The sequence below is a fragment of the Undibacterium sp. WLHG33 genome, assembly GCF_049544815.1.
In the GTDB taxonomy this organism is placed as follows: Bacteria; Pseudomonadota; Gammaproteobacteria; order Burkholderiales; family Burkholderiaceae_D; genus Undibacterium.
The window spans coordinates 1,719,736-1,742,555 of record NZ_CP186697.1; the positions used below are offsets into that span (position 1 = coordinate 1,719,736).

A 22,820-nucleotide genomic window follows, 5' to 3' on the forward strand; every position below is an offset into this window, starting at 1 on the left:
CTGACATACTGAAAACGGAGACCGGGTAATGTCAGACATAAAAAAAACAGGGCGTCGCCGCTTTATTCTGGGCGCTGCCGGTGCAGCCGGGGCTTTGCTGGTTGGATGGGGGCTGATGCCGCCACGCCAGCGTCTGAACGCGGCACATTCTTTGCCTGTGGTGAATGATGAAGTCGCGCTCAATGGCTGGATAAAAATTGCCAGAGATGGCAGCGTCACTGTTGCCATGCATCGCAGCGAAATGGGGCAGGGCATACATACCGCACTGCAAATGCTGGTGGCGGAAGAACTCGATGTCGCGATGGCGCAAGTCAAAACCATGCCAGCGCCCATCGATAAAATCTACGGCAATCTTTCTATGCTGGCAGATGGTCTGCCTTTTCACCCTGACGATCAAGGTGTGATCAAACAATTCGCTCAGTGGATGACATTGAAAACCGCGCGCGAACTGGGTTTGCAGGTGACGGGTGGTTCGTCCAGCGTTAAGGATGCATGGCTGCCGCTGCGTGAAGCTGGCGCAGCAGCACGTGCGATGCTGATTGCCGCGGCGGCGAAAGAGTGGAACGTGCCTGCAGATCAGTGCACGACCGCGAATGGCATGGTGAAGCACACATCCGGCAAGCAAAAGTCTTACGGTGAGCTGGCAGCCAGTGCAGCTGAAACCGAGCCCGCGCAGATACGGCTGAAAGCGCCTGCAGAATTTAAACTGATCGGCCATCCCGAGCCGCGCACCGATGCCAAAGCTAAAGTGGATGGCAGCGCGCAGTTCGGGATCGATGCGCACCCAGCCGGAATGTTGTTTGCGGCGTTGAAATTAAGCCCGGTCATCGGCGGCAAGCTTAAGCGTGTCGATCCGCAGCCGGTGCTTGCGATGCCTGGCGTCACGCATGTGGTGGATTTTTCTGAGGCCGTTGGTGAGGCCGGTGTCGCAGGTGTTGCTGTCATCGCCAAAAACTATTGGACGGCGAAAACGGCTTTAGCCGCATTGCCGGTCGAGTGGGATGCCGGTGCGCTCGCGCAGTTATCGACGGAATCAGTCTTCAAAGAGCTGGCAGAAAAACTCGATAGCGAATCTGGCTTCACCTATTACAAACAAGGTGATCCTGCGGCGGTGTTGGCTGAGTCTAAGGATGCAGCAACGGGTACTTCCGTCGCAAAAACGATCAAGGCAGAATATCGCGCCCCGTTTCTTGCGCATGCCACGATGGAGCCGATGAATTGCACGGCGCAACTGAAAGATGGCAAGCTGGATTTATGGGTATCGACCCAGGTGCCGAGCATTGCTGTGGCGGTGGCCGCCAAAGTTGCAGGTATCAGTGCTGAACAAGTGCAGTTGCATATGTGCTTTCTGGGTGGTGGTTTTGGTCGCCGTTTAGAGGTGGATATGGTGGTGCAGGCGGTCGCCATTGCCAAACAGACGCAGGGCTTGCCGGTCAAGCTGATCTGGAGCCGCGAAGAAGATATGGCGCATGACATGTATCGTCCGGCAGCACTGGCGCGGTTTACGGCGGCACTTGATGATAAGGGCAAGGTACTCGCCTACGATAATACATCGGCGTCCGCGTCCATCGTGCATCAGGTGCTGAAACGGACGTTTGGTTTGCCCGGCGCAGGACCGGATAAGACGACGGCGGAAGGTGAATTTGACATGCCGTATCACATTGCGCATCAGAAAATTGCCCATGTGATTGTGCCCACGCCTGTGCCGGTCGGCTTCTGGCGCTCAGTCGGACACTCGCATAACGCGTTTTTTAAAGAGAGTTTCATTGATGAGCTGGCGCATGCTGCGGGTACAGATCCGGTCGATTTTCGTCGTGCGTTGCTGGCCAACCGCAAGCGTCATCTGACCGTGCTTGATGCCGCGATGAATCAGGCTGGTAAGCCCGGAGAAGGCCGCGCGCACGGGGTCGCTTTGCATCAGTCGTTCGGCAGCGTTGTGGCGGAAGTTGCGGAAGTCTCGGTGCAGGATGGCCAAATCCGCGTGCACCGGGTGGTCTGCGCGGTCGATTGCGGCATTGCGGTGAATCCCAACATCATCAGGCAGCAAATGGAGTCAGCAGTCATTTTTGGCCTGAGTGCGGCACTGTACGGCGAAGTGACGATCAAAGACGGTAAGGTGGTGCAGAGTAATTTTCATGATTATCCGGTGCTGCGTATCAACGAAGCGCCGCAGATTGAGGTCGTGATTATTCCGAGTGCAGAGCCGCCTGAGGGTATCGGTGAGCCGGGCGTGCCGCCAATTGCACCCGCAGTGGCGAATGCGGTGTTTCAGCTGACCGGGCAGCGTTTGCGCAGTTTGCCGCTGAAACTGGCCTGAGCAGCCTAAATATACTGGGGGGAGTATTTTTTTGCCCCCCCTTTGTTTATGCTGACGTTAGGGTGTTTTTCAGAAAAACAGAGGGGAGTATAGTAAAAGTTCACTTTTTTTGTTATTTTTAAGTAACAAATAATCATGTTGTCATGTTCCCGCTTTATACTGCTTCGCTTCGGATGATCTGCGTAATAACAACGCTGACAATCAAGGTAAGAAAGGCCGCCAGTGTTCCGGTGTGCCGGTTTTCCTGATAATGCAAGCGGCTATCCAGAGTATTCAGAGTGGATTTTCAGAATTAACCGAATTATCAGAACTAATAGACAGGCTTATGTTTACTTCTCAATCGATTTCAGTGTTGCCAGCGGCATCTCGTCAATCCCGTCGTTCGCGTGGTTTTACGTTGATCGAAATTATGGTCGTGGTCGTGATTATGGGTATCCTGGCGGCGCTGGTCGTGCCCAAGCTGATGGGGCGTACCGATGACGCGCGTATCTCAGCGGCGAAGCAGGATATTTCGACCCTGATGTCGGCACTCAAGTTATACCGCCTTGATAATCAGCGTTACCCAACAACAGAACAGGGTTTGCAGGCTCTGGTTACCAAGCCGACTACCGGTCCTGCCGCCAATGGCTGGAAAACCGGCGGTTACATAGAACGATTACCGAAAGATCCATGGGGTAATCCTTATCAGTACCTGTCACCGGGTATTAAAGGCGAAGTCGACGTTTTCTCACTCGGTGCAGATGGTCAGCCCGGCGGCGTGGATAAAGATGCTGACATCGGTTCTTGGGATCAGTAAGTCCTGCATTATTTCCCATTCATGACACTGCGAAACAGGCAGCGTGGCTTCACACTACTCGAATTGCTGGTAGTGATGGTGATCGCCGGTCTGATGCTGGGTGCAGTCGCGTTTAATGCGATGCCGAGTCCGCGTCAGCGCGTCGAACAAGACGCGAATCGTATCGCCTTGCTGTTGCAACTCGCGCGGGATGAGGCCATTCTGCGCAATCTGCCCGTCGCCTTTGAAGCCGATCAGTACGGCTATCGTTTTCAGGTACGTGAAGACCGGGTCTGGCTGCCGTTGCGCGACGAGATGCTGCGTGATCGCGCGTTTGGTATTTCTCCACTGGAACTGAGTATGGAGCCGCCAAGCAATCAGGCGGCAGCGGTGCGGGTTGTGTTTGGCCGCGAGCCTGTCGATAAGCCTTTCATTATCACTTTACGTGTGCCGGATGGCAGCGTGCGTATCCGCGCCGATGGTGTCGGACATTTTTCCGTAGAATGAAATGCGCCTGAAATTCTCCCGTCACGCTGGTTTTACCCTGCTTGAAGTGCTGGTGGCGCTGGTCATCGTCGGTACTGCACTGGGCGCGAGCCTGCGTGCTGTCGGCAGCCTGACGCAAAACAGCAATGACCTGCGTATCTCGCTGATGGCGACATGGTCGGCGGAAAACCGCTTGTCGCAAATCCGTCTGGCGCGCGAATGGCCATCGCTGGGGGAGCGTACGTTTGAATGTCCTCAGGCTGATTTAAAACTGACTTGCGAAGAGCATGTGATTGCGACGCCGAATCCTTCATTTCGGCGCGTCGAAGTCTTCGTTTATGAAACAGATAAACCTTCGCGCCGCATTATCAAGCTGACCCAGGTGGTGCCGAATGCCTTGTAATCGCCGGCCCTCCGCAATGCGCGGTTTTACCCTGATTGAATTACTGGTCGCGATCACGATACTTGCGATTGTCGCCGTGCTTGGCTGGCGCGGTCTGGACGGTATTGTGCGCGCACGCGTTGCGCTGAATGCGGAAATGGCGCAGACACGCGGTATTCAACTGGCCTTTGCCCAGATCGAAAATGACTGCGCGCATCTGATGGATGCGAACTTGCTGCAAGGGCGCAGCGTATTGCGTGCTGCCGGCAGCAAGCTGATGCTGATCCGTTCGGTACTCGAAGATAACCAGCCGCTACGGTATCAGGTGATTGTGTACAGCGTGATCGATGGCAAACTGGGGCGGCGTGAACTGGCGCCGACCCGCGAAATTGCGGCATTAGAAAACGATTGGCAAAGTGCCGCCGCTGATACCGATATAACGCCGGTTATACAGTTACAGACCGATGTGACATCACTGGCGATGCGCACCTGGACACAAGGTGAAACTGGCTGGCGTATCGACGGTACAGATATACAAAACCCTGCGACGGATGGCGCAGCAAAGAACCCCGCGATCAAGAGTGCGAAACTGGCCGGACTGGAAGTGTCGATGCAAGTGCAGGGGCGTGAAGCGCCGATGACTAAAGTGTTTTTGCTGGGGGCAAGCTGATGCAGATCGCCTTTTATCATCCCCGGCAACGTGGTGTTGCTGTTGTGACTGCGTTGTTGCTGACGACACTGGCGATCACGATTGTTGCCAGTCTGTTCTGGCAGCAGCAGGTGCAGGTGCGTTCGATAGAAAATCAGCGCATGCAGTTGCAAAAAAAATGGATATTACGTGGTGCTATCGACTGGGCAAGGCTGATCCTGCGTGAAGATAAAAAACAGAGCAATGTTGATCATCTGGGTGAGCCGTGGGCAGTCAGACTTGAAGACACGCGTCTCGATCAGTATGTCGAAAATGGTCGGGCCGACACTGATGCCAGCGATGCAAGCTTGTCCGGTCAGGTCATCGATGCACAGTCTTTGTATAACTTAAATAATCTGGCGACAGATGGCGTGGTGGACCCGCGTGAAACTGCTGTCTTTGCCCGCCTGCTGACGAATTTGCGCTTTTCTGCTGAGCTGGCACAACGGACTGCCAGCGCGATTGCTCAGACGCAGCCGAAAGCAGTAGTACCAAAGGGGGCGCCGGACAGCACGCCAGCGAGTTCCTCTGCCGACTCCGGTGGAATATCAGCGAACGGAGGAAGTGTAAAAACAACATCAGAAGAGACGCAAGCTGCAGTACAATTCCTGCGGTTTACGCAGGTTGATGATTTATTGTCCGTGCCGGGCTATACGCCGGAGATGGTGAATAAATTGCGTTCGTATGTGATCGCCTTGCCTCGCAAATCCGGTATTACGACCATCAATCTTAATACGGCTCCTGCCGAGGTGCTGGCTGCGCGGATAGAGGGGATGAGTCTGTCGGATGCGGCGCTGATCGTGGCCAGCCGCGAGCGCGCTTACATCAGTGGTTTTCCTGATTTTGAAACGCGTTTCCCTGATAAGGCAAAAATGACTTCAAAAAAAGAAGTCGATACCTCAACCAATTATTTTGTGGTGAACGGTAAGGTTAAAATGAACCGCTCGCTGATGGATGTCAGCGCGTTGATAGAGCGGGCAGAGGATGCATCGACGACGGTGCTTTGGGTAAGAGACAACTAAATTACATGGCAAGTACACTCACTATTTCTTTACCCTCGCGGGTCGCTGCGCAGAGCAGCCCGGACTGGTCTTCGCAGACGTTGCCGTTTGCCCTGTTTTCAGCAGAGGGCAATATACTCCAGCAAGGTCTGCAAACGCTGGCAGAGTTGCGCGCTTTATCTGTTGGTGTCCGTCAGCTTCACTTATTGCTGGCTGCCAGTGATGTCAGTCTGCTTGCGGTTAAAGTGCCGCCCATGTCGGCAGCGAAATTTAAATCAGCGTTGCCGAATCTGCTTGAGGAGCAGCTGACTTCAGATCCTGCCGATGTCGCACTGGTGGCGACACCGGTGGTGAATGGTGAGGCGACCGTTGCCGTCGCCGACAGAGCGTGGCTGGAGTTGATTGCGACCAGGGTCAAGGACTGGCCAGTCAAAAAAATCGCTGCTTTTCCATCGCAACTCGGACTGACGCTGCCGCAGCAGGAAAATCAAGTTGCAGCACTGATTGAAAATCGTGACGGCGTATTGGCGCTGACGATCAGACAATCTGAGTCACAGGGCATGGGGCTCAATTTGCCTGAGGCGGATCGTGACAGTGCGATCACCATGCTGAATTTGCTGGTACCGGAAACAGATGTAGGATTGTATGTAGCTGCAGGTGAAGTAGAGCAATATCAGGCGATGTTACAGACCCTGACGCTGAGCGAGCGTTTTCAGGTGCGGGCGATCAGCTGGCAGAACCGTGCTGGCGGCATAGGTGTGAAAACACCAGATCTGATGTCCGATGTCAGTGCTATCCATAAGCCGTCAATCGACTGGGCATCCTGGCGCTGGCCTTTGCGTTTGCTGGCTGCAATCGTAATAGTCAATATCGTGGCCTTAAACACAGAGTGGTTCAGCCTCAAACGCGAAGCCAGGAATTTAAGTGCAGCTCTGATGCAGACGTATAAGAATAGCTTTCCTAAAGAGATGACGATTGCTGATCCTCTGGTGCAGATGAGGCAAAAAGTGGATCTGGCGAAACGCTTGTCCGGTCAGTTTGCGCCGAATGACTTTGCGGTGATGGCGGCGCAGTTCACGCAAGTGTGGGAACGCGTGATGGCGGGCAAGCCAGCCGATGTCGTGTCTGTCGAATATAAAGACCGCGGCCTGAACGTCAAGGTGAAATCGCCGGGTCAGATTCCGCTTGATCAGTTGCGTGCGGCGCTGGCAGAACAGTCTATGCGCATGGAAGCAACACCAGATGGGATATTGCATATCACCGTCGGAGGGAAAAACTGATGATGAAGCAATTAAAGCAAGAGTTTGATCTGTTCTGGGGACAGCGTGATGCACGCGAGCGCCGCATGCTGAGTATCGCAGCAGTGGTCATTGTGCTGGCGCTGGTCTATCAGATTTTTCTTGACCCGGCATTGACAGGGCGGACGAAATTACTGAAGCAGATCCCGGTTTTGCGCCAGCAGGTTGCCGAGATCACCGCACTGAGTGTACAACAATCCAAACTGGCGGCGGGTTTGTCGCAAATGACAGAACCGGTTACACGTGAGAGCGTGGAGGCATCGCTGGCAACTCGCGGCATCAAGGCACAAACCTTAAGTGTATCGGACGATATCGTGCGTTTACAAATTCAGACGGTCGCCTATGCAAATATCATGGAGTGGCTGATGGAAACCCAAAAATCTTCGCGTTTGACGGTCGAGGAAGCACGTTTTACCGCCTTGCCAGAACCGGCGCAGGTGAACGTCAGCCTGACATTAAAGCAGCAACGCGGTGGACTTTGAATGACGTCAGGAAAGTCAGCAGCAGGATTCTGGATATGGGTGGTGACAGGCATCGTCAGTATCACGTTATCCGTCTTGTTTTTTTTGCCTGCCAGTTGGCTTGGTGCTTTACTGGAAAAGCAAACGCAGGGGCGACTCAGTCTCGGTGACGTGCAAGGTTCGTTCTGGCGTGGCTCGGCGTTTGTCGGCGTTGCTTCCGGTGTCAGCGGCCCGGTAACGCCTTTGTTTGCGGGACGCTTTGCGTGGAAAATTTCACCGCTGATCTTGTTGGCACAAGTCGAAGCTGAACTGGATAATCCTGAATCGCTGTCGGCCATCGTCAAGATACAGGGTAATTTTTCGGAGTTGCAGGTGAGTCCGGCAAGTTTGCTCTTGCCGACAGAGCGGTTAGAAGGACTGGGGGCTCCGCTGAATACGATAGGGCCTACCGGGAAATTGCGGATGTCGTGGAATAATTTACGCTTTGCCCGGGATGCTGGCAGACTGAACGGATATGGGCAGTTGCAGCTGGAATTGTCGGAAATGGCATCGCGTCTGTCGCCAGTCAAACCTTTGGGTAGCTACAACATGGCGTTTGATTTACACGGCGCAAATGCCGATCTGCATCTGAATACCTTAAAAGGGCCGATGATGTTGGCCGGCAGCGGTACATTAAACGGCGGCCATTTCCAGTTTTCAGGCAAAGCCTGGGCAGAAGAAGGGCAGCAGGCAAGATTGGCAAATTTATTGAATTTGCTGGGGCAGCGCCGTAAGGACGGCGATCAGGATGTCATCGCTTTAGAGTTTAAATAGTTCAAATGAAAAAATATCCATTAAAAAACAAGGCAGCTATGATCAGCAATTCCTTACGCAAACCGATGCGCCATTTGTCTGTCATGACAGGAGCGGCAGTATTGAGTGCCGGTTGTCTCATCAGTTCTTCGGTGTTGGCACAAAATGCGGCGCAAAATACGGCAGACCTGAATTTTGTCGGTGCCGATATTGAATCTGTTGTTAAAGCGATTGGTCATTACACAGGATCGACTTTCATCATCGATCCACGGGTGAAAGGTCAGGTCACCTTAGTCTCGGAAAAACCGCTGACAAAAGAACAGGCGTTCAAGCTGCTGACGTCGACATTGCGTCTGCAAGGGTATGCGGTTGTGTATGCGGATGGCTATTACAAAGTGGTGCCGGAATCTGACGCCAAACTGCAACCAGGTCCGACGCAGTCTGTGCAGAATGAGAAAGGCGAATCGGTCAGAGGCGATCAGGTGGCAACCCAGATTTACCGACTGAATTACGAATCAGCGACCAATGTTGTGACGATTTTGCGGCCATTGATTTCGCCTAATAATACGATTAATGCGAATCCGGGTAATAACTCGGTGGTGATTACCGATTACGCCGATAACTTAAAACGTCTGAATAAAATTATTGCGTCTTTAGACGTTCCCGCGACGGTGGATATGGACGTGATTCCTATCAAACACGCGATGGCGAGTGATATCGCTGCATTGGTGAGTAAGCTCAGCGATAACGGCGCTGCGACGGAAGGTGGACGTGCAGTCTTGCTGGCCGATCCGCGCACCAATTCTGTGTTGTTACGCGCCCCTTCCGCTGCGCGGGCGAATCTGGTTAAAGAGCTGATTGCCAAACTGGATCAGCCAACGGCATTGCCTGGTAATGTGCATGTGGTTTATCTCAAGAATGCAGAGGCGGTAAAGCTGGCTCAGACTTTACGTTCCATCATTTCCGGCGATACCAGTGCCTTACCTGCCAGTACCGGTTTGTCGAATACCGGTAGTGCTGCGAACGGAACGAATAGTCCGATAGCGTCGAATTCCGCAACGGGTACGACGAATACCGGTGTCACCGGTGGTTTGCCTCCATCGTCCGGTAGCAGTTCTGTAACGGGTAACACTGGCGGTGCAGCGGGTTTCATTCAGGCTGATGCAGCAACGAATACGCTGATTATTACGGCGAGCGAAGCGGTATACAAAAATCTGCGTTCGGTGATCGATCAATTGGATGCTCGGCGAGCGCAGGTGTATGTCGAGGCGCTCATCGTTGAAGTGAATGCAGATAAGGCAAATGAATTCGGCGTGCAGTGGCTGGGTTTATCTGGTGACAGCAATAGTAATTACCGTGTCGGCGGTGGTACGGCTTTCACCACCACGGGGAATAATATTCTCAGTCTCGCCACTGCAGCGACGCCGACGCCAGGTAATGGTTTGTCTATCGGTGTTTTCAAGCAGATCAACGGCAAGCTGGGGCTGGGGGCGCTGGCGCATGTGCTTGAAGGTAGTGGCAATGCGAATATCTTGTCTATGCCGAATCTGGTGACACTGGACAATGAAGAAGCAAAAATCGTGGTCGGTAAAAACGTGCCTTTCATCACCGGTCAGTTCACGACTTCTGCCTCCACCGGCACGGCTGGTGTGAATCCGTTCCAGACCATAGAACGCAAGGAAGTCGGTCTGAAACTGACCGTTAAACCGCAAATTTCCGAAGGCGGTACAGTCAAGCTGGCGATCTATCAGGAAAGCTCGAGTATTGACGATTCTGCGACAGTGACATCGTCTGGCCTGATTACCAAACAACGCTCCATTTCCACCAATGTGCTGGTTGAGGATGGGCAGATTCTGGCGCTCGGTGGCTTGATGGAAGACAGTACTTCTGATTCCGTCGAAAAAGTTACCGGTCTGGGGGATATTCCTGTCATTGGCAATTTGTTCAAATATCAGACGGCCAAGCGCGGTAAAACCAATCTGATGGTGTTTCTGCGTCCGACTGTGATACGTAATGCCGAGCAAAGCAACAGCGTTTCCGTTGATCGCTATGACTATATGCGTACGCAGATCGCACCGAATAAAGAAGGTGTGCCGGCTGCGCAATTACCTGACATGGAAAAAGGCAAGCTGATGGCGACATCAACGTCACTGCCATCGGATAAAGTGAAATCCGCCAGTCAGGAAAGTAAATAAGCCATGATGGAAAATCGCTTATTGCCTTACGGGTTTGCGCGTGACTTTTCAGTGCTCGCCAGTCGTGACAGTGCTGTCGCCGGCGCGCCGGTAGAGTTGTCGGTATCGAATAAAACCAGCCCGGCGGCGATCGCCGAGGTTGGGCGTAAATTTGGCACGATCAAGTTGAATATGCTCAGCCATGAAGCTCTGAGCGACCTGATTGCCAAAGCGTATGCGGGCTCAGGTGGTGATGCTGCAGATGTCGTTGGCGAGGTCGAGTCGGATCTTGATCTGGCGAAGCTGATGCTGGATATGCCAGCGATAGAAGACCTGTTGGAATCGGCTGACGATGCGCCTGTGATTCGTATGATTAATGCGCTGCTGACGCAGGCATTACGCGATGGCGCCTCTGATATTCACATAGAACCATTCGAGCAGATTTCTGTCGTGCGTTTTCGCATTGACGGTTCCCTGCGCGATGTGGTCCGGCCACGTAAAGCGATTCATGCTTCCCTGATTTCGCGTATTAAGATCATGGCGCAACTGGATATCGCCGAAAAGCGTTTACCTCAGGATGGCCGCATTACCTTAAGGATTGGCGGTAAACCCGTTGATGTGCGGGTATCGACGCTGCCGACTGGCCACGGTGAGCGCGCGGTATTGCGTTTGCTGGATAAGGAAGCCGGGCGTCTGGATCTGAGTAATCTTGGTATGAGTCCGGATGTTCTTGAAAATTTTGACAAGCTGATCGCGCAGCCGCATGGCATCGTCCTAGTTACCGGACCGACTGGTTCAGGTAAAACGACGACGCTGTATGCTGCTTTATCCCGTGTGAATGCAGGTACGACTAACATTCTGACGGTGGAAGATCCTATTGAGTATGAATTGGCGGGGGTCGGACAAACGCAGGTCAATGCGAAGATAGACATGACGTTTGCCAAAGCCCTGCGCGCTATTTTGCGCCAGGATCCGGATGTGATCATGATCGGTGAGATCCGCGATCTGGAAACCGCACAAATTGCCGTTCAGGCTTCACTGACGGGCCATCTGGTCTTGGCAACTTTGCATACGAACGATTCGTCCGCCGCAGTGACCCGCTTGCTGGATATGGGGATAGAACCTTTCCTGTTGTCTTCGTCATTACTGGGCGTCGTAGCCCAACGTCTGGTACGCAAACTTTGTACGCATTGCCGTCGTGAAGAGGGCGGGCAATGGCATGCGACCGGCTGTGAACACTGTGGCCACACCGGTTATCAGGGGCGCGTCGGCGTGTATGAACTGTTACAGACAACAGAAGACATCCGTGCGCAGATTCACCATCAGGCATCGGAAGCGGAAATCCGGCTTGCTGCTCAGAAAAATGGCATGAAAACCATGCGCGAGGATGGTGAGCGCTGGGTGAAGAGTGGCGTCACAACGCCTGAAGAATTATTGCGCGTCACTAAGGAATAATTACCGTGCCGGCATTTCGATATGAAGCGATAGACAGTCATGGCAGCAGCAGTACCGGTGTGTTAAACGCCGATAGTGCGAGAGCGGCACGTAGCGATTTACGTGCGCAGGGGCTGGTTCCTGTGTCAGTCGAGGCGATACACAATAATGCTGACGGCGGCGCTCGTCAGCGACGCTCTTTTTTCTCCGAGCGTTTATCCAGCGTCGAGCTTGCTTTGTTCACCCGTCAGCTTGCCAGTTTACTGGAAGCAGGATTGCCGCTCGAACAGTCATTAACAGCATTGCTGGAACAATCTGAGCGTACCTTTATCCGCGACATTATTGCTTCTGTGCGCTCAGAGGTGATGGCGGGAGCAGCCTTATCTGATGCACTGAAACAGCATCCGGATGATTTTGCCGATATCTATTGCGCGCTGGTGGCGTCAGGTGAACAGATTGGTCATCTGGCGCGTGTTTTGTCGCGTCTGGCAGACTATATCGAACGCCGTAATGCGCTGGTGCAGAAGGTGAAACTGGCCTTTACTTATCCGGCAATTGTGACTGTCGTCGCATTTGCAATTGTGATTTTCTTGCTGACTTATGTGGTACCGCAAATTGTTTCTGTGTTTGCCAACACTAAACAAAAGCTACCGTTGCTGACGGTGCTGATGCTGGCCGTGTCAGATTTTGTGCGGGTGTATGGCTGGTTGGTCGCATTGTTTGGTGTGAGCGCTTTTCTGCTCTGGCGCCTTGCCCTGAAAAATCCGGAGATAAAAATGCGCTGGCACCAGTGGCTGTTGACAGCTCCTGTTTATGGCAAATTTGAGCGCAGTTTAAATACGTCCAGGTTTGCCAGCACGCTGGCGATTACAACAGGTTCCGGCGTGCCGATTTTACGTGCTTTGCAGACGAGTCGGGAGACCTTGTCGAACGTCGCGATGCGCGCGCAGGTCGAGGATGCGACAGCAAGTGTACGTGAGGGCGTCAGTCTGGCGCGGGCCTTGTCTGCGCATAAATATTTCCCTCCTATGTTGATCCACATGATCCGTGCCGGTGAGGTGACCGGTGAGTTGCCCGCCATGCTGGAACGTGCATCGAATGCGCAGGAGCAGGATCTGGAACGTAGGGCGCTGACGATCGCCGGTCTGCTGGAGCCGGTACTGATTCTGGCGATGGGCGTGGTGGTGTTGCTGATCGTGCTGGCAGTCCTGATGCCTATTATTGAAATTAATCAGCTGGTACGCTGACAAGGATAGAAATGAAGCGTTTACCTCTTTTGTGTAGTGTGATTGCGTTTGCATTATTGTGCATGACTGTCAGTTTCTGGGGCTTGCGTATCTTTAAGCCGCAGAACCGCAGTGTTGCAGCACCAACGCAGCAGAACAGCATTGAGCCCGGTTCCGGGCAGTGGGGAAGCCTGTTCGGCGCTGCGCCTGCAAGTCAGATGGCAGCCAGCAATTATCAATTGAAAGGCGTGATCATCGCCAAGCGTTCGGCAGAAAGTCTGGCAATCGTCAGCACTAATGGCAAGCCTGCGCAGTCAGTTGCGATCGATATGCAGATTGCGCCCGGTGTTGTCTTGAAGGAAGTGCACGAGCAGTATGTGCTGATTTCAGAAAACGGGGTGACTCGTCGGGTCGATTTGCCACAAAATGCGGTCGTGAATATCGCAGCAAATCCGGTTCGTCCTCCGCCAACAGAGATTATCGGCATTAACCCTGTGGCACCGGTGGCATTTCCTGCGCATCAGGCGCAGCCGGTTCCGCCAGGTGGTCCGGCACCGGTTCCGAGTCCAGTTGTCACTCCGGGGCTTTCTACCGCATCATTGCCTGCCGTAATGCCAGGCGCTGCACAATGAATGTCAGTAGTGGCAATTTGCCAAAACAGATCACGGATTGCATACAGCTCGCCCATCCGTCCTGGCATCCTGCCATCTGTAACGGTTTACAGGCTATGTATGCAGCGGATCCTGATTATTTTGCGAATTTATGCTCTGCTGAATTTTTGCCGACAGAAGGGCGTTTGTTTGCAGCGTTTCAGCAGCCTGTGAGTAATGTTCGTTACGTGCTGATCGGTGAAGGACCTTATCCGCGCGCTGACAGCGCGACCGGCGTTTGTTTTATGGATGGGGCGGTAGATAATTTGTGGGCAGAGGACGGCTCGGGCTTATCAAAAAAAGTCAATCGTGCGACGTCGTTACGCAACTTCATCAAAATGTTACTGGTTGCATCCGGGCATCTGGATGACGAGTACACTGGCGGTGAAGCGATGGCAGTCGTTGCCATGTCGGTTATGCATAATCAGACGACCTTCATTCGTAAGCTCGCTGATTTGCAGGAGAATATGAACAGACAAGGTTTTTTGCTATTGAACGCGACGCTGGTTTTTCGCGACAGCATGGCACCTGCAAAGGATGGAAAGGCCTGGCAGCCGTTTTTGCAAGCCATTTTTTCCTGTTTGTCTGAACAACAGTCTGCCGTGTCACTGCCATCCCTTGTTTTGTGGGGGAAAATTGCGGAACAGTTAAAGCGCATTCCAGAAGCTGCACATTTTCCGCAAATTCTCGCAGAACATCCGTATAACCTGAGTTTTATCAAAAATCGGGAGATGCAGGATTTTTTTCGCCCCATGCAATTACTACATAATTGCACAAAGGAAAACTTTTGTTAGATGCGCGTGCTTGTTGTAGCGCAGTTCCTGCCTTTGTAGAATAATCTAAGCTTGGGTTTATTACAGGCTTTACGTTGTCAGATAAGGTTTCCAATCGCTCCTTTATGTTAAAAAAAATTAAGACATCCGATTTGAGGGTGGGTATGTTTGTCACTGAGTTATGCGGCTCATGGATAGATACGCCATTCTGGAAAAAATCGTTTCTTCTGTCGGATTCCGCTGAATTGCTGGAGATTCAGAAATCAAAGATTCAGGAAGCATGGATCGATACCAGCAAAGGTCTCGATGTTCTTCAGGATGAGCCAGAAGTCAAGCGGGAGCCGCCACCTGCAGCAGAAGTTGTTGTCCCTAAACAGCCGGCTCCGCGTCAGATTGCGCCGGTGTCGATGGAAGATGAGCTGGGCAGAGCGTCCCTGATAGTGAGTAAATCGCGCGCAGCCGTGTTTTCGATGTTCAGTGAAGCGCGCATGGGAAAAGCGGTTGATGTCGGTAATGCGCAGGAAATGGTGGAGGAAATTGCTGACTCCGTGATGCGCAATCCTGGCGCTCTGATCGGTCTTGCCAGATTAAAAACCAAAGATGATTACACTTACATGCATTCGGTTGCTGTCTGTGCATTGATGGTGGCCTTGGGTAAGCAATTAGGTCTGAGTGATGCTGATACCCGTGAAGCGGGACTTGCCGGGTTGTTGCATGACATCGGTAAGATGGGGGTGGATCAGGATATCCTGAATAAACCAGGCAAACTCACCGATGCAGAATTTGTCTCTGTGAAGGAGCATCCTGCCGCCGGATACAAGATGCTGCTGGAGGCAGAGGGCGTCAGTAAAGTGGCTCTGGATGTGTGCTTGCATCATCATGAAAAAATGGATGGCACTGGTTATCCTGATCGTCTGAAAGGCGATGAAATCAGTCTGTTTGCGCGAATGGGGGCGGTATGTGACGTGTATGATGCAATCACTTCTGACCGGCCATATAAACAAGGGTGGTGTCCTGCAGAATCTTTACGCAAAATGGCAGAGTGGAGTAAGGGCCATTTCGATGAGAAAGTATTTCAGGCGTTTGTAAAGAGCATAGGCATCTATCCTGTCGGTACGCTGGTTCGCATGGAATCGGGACGTCTTGGCGTGGTTGTTGAACAGCAGGTTGGTAAGTCTTTGTTAACTCCTAAAGTCAGAGTGTTTTTTTCTGTGAAGTCGCTCGGTTATATCGTTCCTGAGTTACTTGATCTGGCTGGACCAGGATTGCAGGATAAAATTGTGGCGAGAGAAGATGCGTCGAAGTGGGGATTAAAAGACATCAATCGTTATTGGCTTGGTGAAGCAGCGCCGCGTTGAGTAATTGATCATTGGCTGAAATAAAAAAACTCCACGCGCCAGCGTGGAGTTTTTGCATTTACGGGTAATGTATTTTATTTTTCCGGTTGTATGACGACTTTGCCTGTCACTTTGCGGGCAGCGATATCGTTTAAGGCATTGGCGGTTTCATTCAATGCATATCGCGCAGAGATATGCGGCTTGATTTTGCCCTCTCTCAGCCAGCCTATCATTTCACTCATTGCAGCCATATTGGCCTTGGGTTCGCGCTTGGCAAACTCGCCCCAGAATACGCCGACCAGAGATGCACCTTTTAATAATGCCAGATTCAGCGGTAATTTCGGGATTTCGCCATTCGCAAAGCCGACGACCAGATAGCGGCCGCGCCACGCAATAGAGCGAAACGCCGGTTCAGCGTAGATGCCGCCTACCGGATCATAAATCACGTCAGGTCCTTTGCCTCCGGTTGCGCTTTTGATCGCTTCACGTAAATCAGTGTTACTGTAATTGATCGTCACATCGGCACCATGTTGACGGCAGATTTCCAGCTTTTCATCTGTTGAAGCCGCTGCGATGACTTTTGCGCCTATTGCTTTTCCGATTTCAATGGCAGCCAGCCCGACGCCACCTGCTGCACCCAGCACCAGCATGGTTTCGCCAGCTTTTAACTGTGCCCGGTCAACAACTGCATGATGGGATGTGCCATAAGTCAGTGTGATTGCGGCCGCAGTATCAAAATCCATTCCTTCCGGCATCGGAATGACTGCATTGGCCGGCGCTAAAACCTGTTGCGCAAACGCTCCCTGACCTATGAAGGCAATCACTTTGTCGCCCGTTTTGACGTGCTTTACGCCATCTCCGACAGCATAGACCGTTCCTGATAATTCACTGCCCGGGGTGAACGGGAGTTCTGGTTTGAACTGATATTTGTTCTGAATGATGAGAAAGTCCGGAAAATTGACGCCGGCAGCCTTGACGCTGATTGCAACTTCCCCGGGGCCTGGTGTCAGATCGGGAAGTTCCAGTATTTCGAGGGTATCCGGGGTACCCCAGTTTTTACATACAACGGCTTTCATATAAAGTCTCCAGTTTTAAAAATAGTACGACCGTTTAATTTTTTGATTATGCCGTAAAAATTGATAACAGGAGGAATTTGTTTTTCTGCATCGGGTAGAATGTTGCTTATGAAAATTCTAATTAGTAATGACGATGGCTATCTTGCTCCCGGCATCGCTGCCCTGGCGGAAGCACTGACCCCTTTTGCTGATATTACAGTTGTCGCGCCGGACAGCAACCGTTCAGGTACTTCGAACGCCTTAACATTGGATCGTCCCTTGTCAGTTCAGCGCGCGGCAAATGGTTTTTATTTCGTTAATGGCACGCCTTCCGATTGTGTTCATATCGCGTTGACGGCGATTATGACTGAGCGCCCTGATCTGATTGTTTCAGGCATTAATCAGGGGCAGAATATGGGTGACGATACTCTTTATTCTGGTACGGTGGCGGCCGCTACCGAAGGCTATCTGTTCGGCATTCCGGCAATCGCGTTTTCTCAGTTACATAAAGGCTGGGCGCATCTGGATGCCGCGGCTGCGGTTGCAGCAGAACTGGTGCAGCGTGGGTTTCCTGAGTTGTCTTCACCTTACTTGCTGAACGTGAATATTCCGAATGTACCGCGCGTGGACATAAAAGGCATACGCCGGGCACGTCTGGGGAAACGGCATAGTTCCGAGCCAGTGATTCCCATGAGAGATCCGCATGGGCGCGACATTTTCTGGATAGGGCCGCCGGGAGGCGTTCTTGATGGTGGTGAGGGAACCGATTTTGATGTGACGTCGAAAAATTTCGTTTCCGTCACACCTTTGCAAGTTGATCTGACCAATACGCGACAACTGGACATGCTGGCCGTGAATATCAAATGACAACGAAAGAAAAGCGTTTTCCTCTCAGCTTATCGTCTGTCGTTGATCAGCGTGAAACTGCTCGCGGCGATCATTTTGGACGCAGTGCGTCGACCCAGACTGCGACGAAAAATGCGAGACAGGGTGCAAATCTGGGTATCCGTCCCGGTTCTGCGACAAACAATGAAAAAAAATCTGAACAAGCCGCGCCTTTCTCCGGCCCTTTGATTTCTGATGCGGTCCGGCGCGCCATGGTTGCCAGAGTAGAGCAGCAGGGCGTCAGCGATAAACATGTTTTGGCTGCTTTGCAGGCGATTCCACGGCATATGTTTCTGGATTCTGGTCTTGCCAGTCAGGCTTATGTTGATGCCTCACTTCCTATTGGTCATCATCAGACCATTTCGCAGCCTTACATTGTTGGCCGGATGCTGGAAATTTTGTGTAACGGGGCGAAGCTCGATAAGGTGCTTGAAATAGGCACGGGCTGCGGTTATCAGGCTGCAGTTTTGTCGTTGATTGCGAAAGATGTTTATTCGGTTGAGCGTATCAAAGCCTTACATGAGCTGGCAAAGAATAATCTGCGTCCGATGCGTATTGCGAATATCCGTTTGCATTACGGCGATGGCATGCTGGGTATGCCTCAGGTTGCTCCTTTTGACGGTATCATACTGGCAGCTGCAGGGCTGGAAGTGCCTCAGGCGCTACTGATGCAGTTGAAGGTTGGCGGACGTCTGATTGCGCCTGTCGGTGACCGCCATCAGGTGTTGCAATTAATTGAGCGTGTTTCAGCGCATGACTGGAACAGTACTATGGTAGAAAACTGTCACTTTGTTCCTTTGCGGCCCGGTGTCATCTGAGGTTGTGGTGCGGGATCGTAATTCACCTGTAAATTTGTAATGAGAATGAACAAAATCAAAAACCTGAAAAATTTATTGACCGTGGGTTGCTTCGCTTCATTTCTGGTTGCTTGTAGCTCGACGCCGAATAAAGCACCTGTGATTGAGCGTGGCACCTCTTCCTCAAATGAGGTGTATGTACCTCCGCCGGCTCCTAAGCAAGTGGCCAGGCCTGCTGAGCCAGTGCGGGGTAATTATGTGGTTAAGCGTGGTGATACTTTATACAGAATCGCTTTAGATCATGGTCAGAGTTACAGTGATCTGGTTGCGTGGAATAATCTGAAGAATCCGAATGATATCAAGGTTGATCAGATATTGCGTGTAGCGCCTCCTGAAGTTAATGGTGCGCAGCCGGTCGCTCTTGCAACGACGTCGTCAATTGAAGTCAAGCCGCTGTCTGTCAGTTCCGGCAGTACGAAGGTTACGCCTAAGGGGGATAAGCGTCCATATTCAGAAAGTAATCTTGCAGAGCTTCAAAAACCGGATGGCGTAGCTGTTGCGCCAGCCAAAACAGAGTCCGCTGCATTAAAGTCGCCGGATAAAGCTGCCGAGCCGGCTGCCGATGCAGATACTGTTGACTGGATGTGGCCGGTGGACGGCAAATTGTTGGCTGGCTTTGATGATAAGAATAAAGGCCTGGATATTGGCGGTCGGATGGGGCAGGATATTTTTGCAGCAGGTGCAGGCAAGGTCATGTACGCTGGCAGCGGTATCCGCGGCTATGGGAACCTGGTGATTGTGAAGCATAACAACAGCCTCTTGTCTGCCTATGCGCACAACAAGACAATTCTTGTGAAAGAGGGGCAGTCAATCACTAAAGGACAAAAAATAGCGGAGATGGGAAACTCTGACAGTGATAGCGTTAAACTGCACTTTGAAATACGTTTGCAGGGAAAACCTGTTGATCCATCGCGGTATCTGCCTGCGCGTTAGTTATATTTTGGTTTGATCTGGTTTGGATGGTGATGTGTTTTAAAGGGTGTTCCGGGTAATCTTTTTTTCTTGAGGCTGTTCATTTTTTAAAGTTGTCTGTTTCGTATACATATTTTATTCAGATGGAAATCTATGCAAAAAAATACGACCGACCACAAGTTAAATGTTGCCTCATACGAAGATACTGACATCCTTCCGGGGCAATATCTGGACGCTGCTGAGGCAGATGCTATTCCTGATATTGACGCAAACGATGATGCTGAGGGCTCCAGCGGGCGGGAGGTGGATTCGATTTCTCTCATCGTAGCTCCTGTCGATGAACTCAGAACGGTGCTGGCGAGTGAATTATCCACTGACACAACCCAGTATTATCTGAACCAGATTGGCACCCGTCCCTTGTTTAATTCCCGTGAGGAGCTGGAGTTCGCTACCCTGGCAAAACAAGGAGACTTTGACGCACGGCAAAAAATGATAGAGCACAACCTCAGGCTGGTTGTCTCTATCGCCAAGCATTACATAAATCGTGGTGTCGCCCTGCTTGATATGATAGAAGAGGGGAATCTCGGCCTGATGCATGCGATCGATAAATTTGAACCGGAGCGTGGTTTCCGTTTTTCGACTTATGCGACCTGGTGGATACGTCAGAGTATCGAGCGGGCAATTATGAATCAGGCGAGGACGATACGCTTACCGGTGCATGTGGTTCGCGAACTGAATCAGATTCTGCGAGCAAAGTATCACCTCGAGTCGCGGCAGCGTGATGGGCGGGATGCAAAAGCGGAAGATATAGGTTTGCTGGTCGACAGGCCAGCGGATGAGGTACAGGATATTCTGGCCTTGTCCGAACATGCAACTTCTCTTGATATGCCTTTGGATAATGATCCGCAATCAAGTCTGATGGATCTGCTGCCGGGTGATGGTGATACTGCCCCGGATACTCTTGCTGAACATCACGAAATGACCATATTGGTCAGAGACTGGCTTTCAAAGTTGCCGGCTAAGCAGCGTATCGTGATCATCCGGCGTTTCGGCCTCGACAACGATGATCCTGCCACGCTGGAAGCGCTGGCAGATGAAATGGGAATTACCAGGGAGCGTGTTCGTCAGATTCAGCAAGAGGCCTTGATGAAGTTGAAGCGCTCATTTACGTCTCGAGGTCTGGGGCGGGATTCTTTGCTCTGACCGGTGCTGACAGCGGATATTCCCTGCCTTCGTTGTTTATTGTTAGGGTAGAGTCCCCCACTTCTTTTATAATTCCGCTTTTGACATCGATCATTGATATGGCGCAGCCATTGTTCGCGCCGACATTCCCATGAATAAAATTGAAATACGTGCTTTTGATATGGACGCGCGTGGCGTCGGGCATTTGCAAAACGAAGATGGTACGCAGGGTAAGGTAATTTTTGTTGAGGGCGCACTGCCGGGCGAGACGGTTACGTTCAGTAGCTACAAAAAGAAGCCGAGTTGGGAGGTGGCGACGCTGACAGATATCGTTCACGCCTCATCTCAGCGGATTGAGCCTAAGTGTGAATTTTTTGGCACTTGTGGCGGATGCTCCATGCAACATCTGGAGCCGGATGCGCAGGTAGCGATGAAACAGCGTATTCTGGAAGACAATCTCTGGCATATTGGAAAAGTAAAAGCGGAAACCATGTTGCGTCCGATTTATGGGCCTACCTGGGGGTATCGTTATCGTGCCAGGTTATCAGTGCGTCATGTCATCAAAAAAGACAAGGTCCTGGTCGGGTTTCATGAAAAAAAATCCCGCTATGTGGCGGATATGGAAACTTGTCAGATATTACCGCGTCATGTTTCTGCTATGTTGTTGCCGTTGCGCTCCCTGATTGCGTCGCTGTCGATTATTGCGTCATTGCCGCAAATCGAGTTAGCAATAGGTGAAGATGTAACGGCGATGGTATTGCGTATCATGGAACCGTTAACTCCGGATGATGAGGTGAAGCTAAAGGCGTTTGCCGATGAGTATGGTGTCCAGTGGTGGTTGCAGACGAAAGGGCCGGATACTGCGGTGCCTTACTATCCAGCAAAGAGCGATTTGCACTATCTGCTGCCGGAATTCGGTGTGAAGATGCCTTTCAAGCCGACTGATTTTACGCAGGTCAATCATCATATCAATCGCGTACTGGTCGCTCGTGCTTTACGCTTGTTGGATGCGCAGAAGGATGAGCGTATCGCTGATCTGTTTTGTGGATTGGGTAATTTCACGTTGCCGATTGCAACGATGGCCAGAGAGGTTGTGGGTATTGAGGGGAGCGCTGCACTGACAGAGCGTGCAATGGAAAATGCTTTGCATAACGGTTTGGCGGCTAAGACAGCCTTCAGCACGCGGAATCTGTTTGAGGTAACTGCCGATGATTTGATTGCGCTGGGTAAGTTTGATCGTTTTCTGATAGATCCCCCACGCGACGGTGCAATGGCTCTTTGTCAGGCCTTGATTGATCTGACAGAAAAAAATCCTGAATTAAAACCTAAACGGCTGGTCTATGTTTCGTGCAGTCCTTCCACTCTTGCCCGGGATGCGGGCATGCTGGTGATGGATGCGGGATATAAACTGAGTTATGCAGGTGTGGTGAATATGTTTCCGCACACTTCGCATGTTGAGTCGATGGCAGTATTTGATCTGATTAATTAAATCTGGTCATAGCGGTGTGAAGCATTTGGCCGGAGCTTACTCTAAAGACATGTTCTGCTAAGTGTTTCATGCTAGAATCTAAGGTTAGATGAATTCTTGAGTTTTTGTCTTAACCCTTTCTTTTTATTGGAGTTTTTGATGGCTATCGAACGTACATTGTCTATTATTAAACCTGACGCAGTTGCGAAAAACGTCATTGGTCAAATTATCAGCCGTTTTGAAAATGCAGGTCTGAAAGTTGTTGCTGCCCGTCTGACTCAGTTGTCCCGTGCCGAAGCAGAAGGTTTTTATGCTGTTCACGCTGCTCGCCCATTCTTTAAAGATTTGGTTGATTTCATGATCTCCGGTCCTGTATTTGTGCAAGTTCTGGAAGGTGAAGGCGCGATCTTGAAAAATCGTGATCTGATGGGTGCAACTGATCCTAAGAAAGCAGAAAAAGGCACAATCCGTGCTGATTTCGCTGATTCTATTGACGCGAATGCAGTACACGGTTCCGATGCTCCTGAAACAGCTGCAGTCGAAATCGCTTACTTTTTCCCAGCATTAAACGTGTACTCACGTTAATTTGAAGCAGATTGATCAGTAATTAGTATTTAGAAATTAACTCCCTGCACTGCAAGATATTGTGGTGCAGGGTGTGAGAAGG

22 protein-coding genes are annotated in these 22,820 nt (G+C 51.5%); 21 read left to right on the forward strand and 1 reads right to left on the reverse strand.

Annotated features, from left to right (window positions below):
• Positions 1 to 28 precede the first annotated feature (28 nt).
• The 15 genes from ACOTSW_RS07875 to ACOTSW_RS07945 all read left to right on the forward strand — a co-directional run bounded on the left by ACOTSW_RS07875 (position 29) and on the right by ACOTSW_RS07945 (position 15,815).
• A complete protein-coding gene (locus ACOTSW_RS07875; RefSeq protein ID WP_423682030.1) occupies positions 29 to 2,317 on the forward strand; it encodes a molybdopterin cofactor-binding domain-containing protein in 2,289 nt (762 codons plus the stop codon).
• Positions 2,318 to 2,642: 325 nt separating this feature from the next.
• Complete coding sequence (gspG, locus tag ACOTSW_RS07880) at positions 2,643 to 3,113, forward strand: type II secretion system major pseudopilin GspG (RefSeq protein WP_423682031.1); 471 nt, start codon at positions 2,643 to 2,645, stop codon at positions 3,111 to 3,113.
• A 21-nt stretch (positions 3,114 to 3,134) separates the two neighbouring features.
• The gene (locus ACOTSW_RS07885) at positions 3,135 to 3,599 is read left to right on the forward strand and encodes a GspH/FimT family pseudopilin (protein ID WP_423682032.1); all 465 of its coding nucleotides are present in this window, start codon (positions 3,135 to 3,137) and stop codon (positions 3,597 to 3,599) included.
• Between the two features lies 1 nt (position 3,600).
• Positions 3,601 to 3,981 (forward strand): type II secretion system minor pseudopilin GspI, encoded by a 381-nt coding sequence (gene gspI / locus ACOTSW_RS07890; protein ID WP_423682034.1) that lies wholly within the window; start codon positions 3,601 to 3,603, stop codon positions 3,979 to 3,981.
• Complete coding sequence (locus ACOTSW_RS07895) at positions 3,971 to 4,630, forward strand: PulJ/GspJ family protein (protein WP_423682035.1); 660 nt, start codon at positions 3,971 to 3,973, stop codon at positions 4,628 to 4,630. Before gspI ends, ACOTSW_RS07895 begins: the two co-directional genes overlap by 11 nt.
• Positions 4,630 to 5,670 (forward strand): type II secretion system minor pseudopilin GspK, encoded by a 1,041-nt coding sequence (gspK, locus tag ACOTSW_RS07900; RefSeq protein ID WP_423682036.1) that lies wholly within the window; start codon positions 4,630 to 4,632, stop codon positions 5,668 to 5,670. The genes ACOTSW_RS07895 and gspK overlap by 1 nt, the downstream gene beginning before the upstream one ends.
• Positions 5,671 to 5,675: 5 nt before the next feature.
• Positions 5,676 to 6,929: a type II secretion system protein GspL gene (gene gspL / locus ACOTSW_RS07905; RefSeq protein WP_423682037.1), complete on the forward strand. Its 1,254-nt coding sequence runs from the start codon at positions 5,676 to 5,678 to the stop codon at positions 6,927 to 6,929.
• A complete protein-coding gene (gspM, locus tag ACOTSW_RS07910; RefSeq protein WP_423682038.1) occupies positions 6,929 to 7,429 on the forward strand; it encodes a type II secretion system protein GspM in 501 nt (166 codons plus the stop codon). Before gspL ends, gspM begins: the two co-directional genes overlap by 1 nt.
• Positions 7,430 to 8,221 carry a type II secretion system protein N gene (gene gspN / locus ACOTSW_RS07915; protein ID WP_423682040.1) on the forward strand — a complete coding sequence of 264 codons (792 nt, stop codon included), beginning with the start codon at positions 7,430 to 7,432 and terminating at the stop codon, positions 8,219 to 8,221. It abuts the gene before it with no gap.
• A 38-nt stretch (positions 8,222 to 8,259) separates the two neighbouring features.
• On the forward strand, positions 8,260 to 10,395 hold the full coding sequence (gene gspD / locus ACOTSW_RS07920; RefSeq protein ID WP_423682041.1) for a type II secretion system secretin GspD: 2,136 nt from the start codon (positions 8,260 to 8,262) through the stop codon (positions 10,393 to 10,395).
• A gap of 6 nt (positions 10,396 to 10,401) precedes the next feature.
• Positions 10,402 to 11,829 carry a type II secretion system ATPase GspE gene (gene gspE, locus ACOTSW_RS07925; RefSeq protein WP_423682042.1) on the forward strand — a complete coding sequence of 476 codons (1,428 nt, stop codon included), beginning with the start codon at positions 10,402 to 10,404 and terminating at the stop codon, positions 11,827 to 11,829.
• Positions 11,830 to 11,834: 5 nt separating this feature from the next.
• Positions 11,835 to 13,055 (forward strand): type II secretion system inner membrane protein GspF, encoded by a 1,221-nt coding sequence (gene gspF / locus ACOTSW_RS07930; protein ID WP_423682043.1) that lies wholly within the window; start codon positions 11,835 to 11,837, stop codon positions 13,053 to 13,055.
• An 11-nt stretch (positions 13,056 to 13,066) separates the two neighbouring features.
• Positions 13,067 to 13,666 carry a type II secretion system protein N gene (locus ACOTSW_RS07935; protein ID WP_423682044.1) on the forward strand — a complete coding sequence of 200 codons (600 nt, stop codon included), beginning with the start codon at positions 13,067 to 13,069 and terminating at the stop codon, positions 13,664 to 13,666.
• Positions 13,663 to 14,478, forward strand: coding sequence for a uracil-DNA glycosylase (locus ACOTSW_RS07940; RefSeq protein ID WP_423682045.1), 816 nt, complete (start codon positions 13,663 to 13,665; stop codon positions 14,476 to 14,478). Before ACOTSW_RS07935 ends, ACOTSW_RS07940 begins: the two co-directional genes overlap by 4 nt.
• Positions 14,479 to 14,582: 104 nt before the next feature.
• Positions 14,583 to 15,815: an HD-GYP domain-containing protein gene (locus tag ACOTSW_RS07945; RefSeq protein WP_423682046.1), complete on the forward strand. Its 1,233-nt coding sequence runs from the start codon at positions 14,583 to 14,585 to the stop codon at positions 15,813 to 15,815.
• A gap of 74 nt (positions 15,816 to 15,889) precedes the next feature.
• Here the strand turns inward: ACOTSW_RS07945 and ACOTSW_RS07950 are convergent, their stop codons facing one another.
• Positions 15,890 to 16,870 carry an NADPH:quinone oxidoreductase family protein gene (locus ACOTSW_RS07950; RefSeq protein ID WP_423682047.1) on the reverse strand — a complete coding sequence of 327 codons (981 nt, stop codon included), beginning with the start codon at positions 16,868 to 16,870 and terminating at the stop codon, positions 15,890 to 15,892.
• 108 nt (positions 16,871 to 16,978) lie between these two features.
• On the opposite strand from ACOTSW_RS07950, the gene surE reads away from it, so the two are divergent.
• The 6 genes from surE (at position 16,979) to ndk (ending at position 22,738) form a co-directional block, all read left to right on the forward strand.
• Positions 16,979 to 17,716 (forward strand): 5'/3'-nucleotidase SurE, encoded by a 738-nt coding sequence (gene surE / locus ACOTSW_RS07955; protein WP_423682048.1) that lies wholly within the window; start codon positions 16,979 to 16,981, stop codon positions 17,714 to 17,716.
• Positions 17,713 to 18,552: a protein-L-isoaspartate(D-aspartate) O-methyltransferase gene (locus ACOTSW_RS07960; RefSeq protein ID WP_423682049.1), complete on the forward strand. Its 840-nt coding sequence runs from the start codon at positions 17,713 to 17,715 to the stop codon at positions 18,550 to 18,552. The genes surE and ACOTSW_RS07960 overlap by 4 nt, the downstream gene beginning before the upstream one ends.
• 45 nt (positions 18,553 to 18,597) lie before the next feature.
• Entirely contained in the window at positions 18,598 to 19,524 is a 927-nt protein-coding gene (locus ACOTSW_RS07965) for a peptidoglycan DD-metalloendopeptidase family protein (RefSeq protein WP_423682050.1), read from the forward strand.
• Positions 19,525 to 19,656: 132 nt separating this feature from the next.
• Complete coding sequence (rpoS, locus tag ACOTSW_RS07970; RefSeq protein WP_423682051.1) at positions 19,657 to 20,706, forward strand: RNA polymerase sigma factor RpoS; 1,050 nt, start codon at positions 19,657 to 19,659, stop codon at positions 20,704 to 20,706.
• Positions 20,707 to 20,836: 130 nt separating this feature from the next.
• A complete protein-coding gene (rlmD, locus tag ACOTSW_RS07975; RefSeq protein ID WP_423682053.1) occupies positions 20,837 to 22,174 on the forward strand; it encodes a 23S rRNA (uracil(1939)-C(5))-methyltransferase RlmD in 1,338 nt (445 codons plus the stop codon).
• 138 nt (positions 22,175 to 22,312) lie between these two features.
• On the forward strand, positions 22,313 to 22,738 hold the full coding sequence (gene ndk / locus ACOTSW_RS07980) for a nucleoside-diphosphate kinase (protein WP_423682054.1): 426 nt from the start codon (positions 22,313 to 22,315) through the stop codon (positions 22,736 to 22,738).
• Positions 22,739 to 22,820 lie beyond the last annotated feature (82 nt).

Bases quoted from the DNA above. Each gene is read 5' to 3' on its own strand.
- ACOTSW_RS07875 (WP_423682030.1), top strand. From the start codon at position 29: ATGTCAGACATAAAAAAAACAGGGCGTCGCCGCTTTATTCTGGGCGCT.
- gspG (WP_423682031.1), top strand. From the start codon at position 2,643: ATGTTTACTTCTCAATCGATTTCAGTGTTGCCAGCGGCATCTCGTCAA.
- gspN (WP_423682040.1), top strand. From the start codon at position 7,430: ATGACGTCAGGAAAGTCAGCAGCAGGATTCTGGATATGGGTGGTGACA.
- gspK (WP_423682036.1), top strand. From the start codon at position 4,630: ATGCAGATCGCCTTTTATCATCCCCGGCAACGTGGTGTTGCTGTTGTG.
- rlmD (WP_423682053.1), top strand. From the start codon at position 20,837: ATGAATAAAATTGAAATACGTGCTTTTGATATGGACGCGCGTGGCGTC.
- surE (WP_423682048.1), top strand. From the start codon at position 16,979: ATGAAAATTCTAATTAGTAATGACGATGGCTATCTTGCTCCCGGCATC.
- gspM (WP_423682038.1), top strand. From the start codon at position 6,929: ATGATGAAGCAATTAAAGCAAGAGTTTGATCTGTTCTGGGGACAGCGT.
- ACOTSW_RS07965 (WP_423682050.1), top strand. From the start codon at position 18,598: ATGAACAAAATCAAAAACCTGAAAAATTTATTGACCGTGGGTTGCTTC.
- gspL (WP_423682037.1), top strand. From the start codon at position 5,676: ATGGCAAGTACACTCACTATTTCTTTACCCTCGCGGGTCGCTGCGCAG.
- gspE (WP_423682042.1), top strand. From the start codon at position 10,402: ATGGAAAATCGCTTATTGCCTTACGGGTTTGCGCGTGACTTTTCAGTG.
- ACOTSW_RS07950 (WP_423682047.1), bottom strand. From the start codon at position 16,870: ATGAAAGCCGTTGTATGTAAAAACTGGGGTACCCCGGATACCCTCGAA.
- rpoS (WP_423682051.1), top strand. From the start codon at position 19,657: ATGCAAAAAAATACGACCGACCACAAGTTAAATGTTGCCTCATACGAA.
- gspI (WP_423682034.1), top strand. From the start codon at position 3,601: ATGCGCCTGAAATTCTCCCGTCACGCTGGTTTTACCCTGCTTGAAGTG.
- gspD (WP_423682041.1), top strand. From the start codon at position 8,260: ATGATCAGCAATTCCTTACGCAAACCGATGCGCCATTTGTCTGTCATG.
- ACOTSW_RS07945 (WP_423682046.1), top strand. From the start codon at position 14,583: ATGTTAAAAAAAATTAAGACATCCGATTTGAGGGTGGGTATGTTTGTC.
- ACOTSW_RS07960 (WP_423682049.1), top strand. From the start codon at position 17,713: ATGACAACGAAAGAAAAGCGTTTTCCTCTCAGCTTATCGTCTGTCGTT.
- ACOTSW_RS07895 (WP_423682035.1), top strand. From the start codon at position 3,971: ATGCCTTGTAATCGCCGGCCCTCCGCAATGCGCGGTTTTACCCTGATT.
- ACOTSW_RS07940 (WP_423682045.1), top strand. From the start codon at position 13,663: ATGAATGTCAGTAGTGGCAATTTGCCAAAACAGATCACGGATTGCATA.
- ndk (WP_423682054.1), top strand. From the start codon at position 22,313: ATGGCTATCGAACGTACATTGTCTATTATTAAACCTGACGCAGTTGCG.
- ACOTSW_RS07885 (WP_423682032.1), top strand. From the start codon at position 3,135: ATGACACTGCGAAACAGGCAGCGTGGCTTCACACTACTCGAATTGCTG.
- ACOTSW_RS07935 (WP_423682044.1), top strand. From the start codon at position 13,067: ATGAAGCGTTTACCTCTTTTGTGTAGTGTGATTGCGTTTGCATTATTG.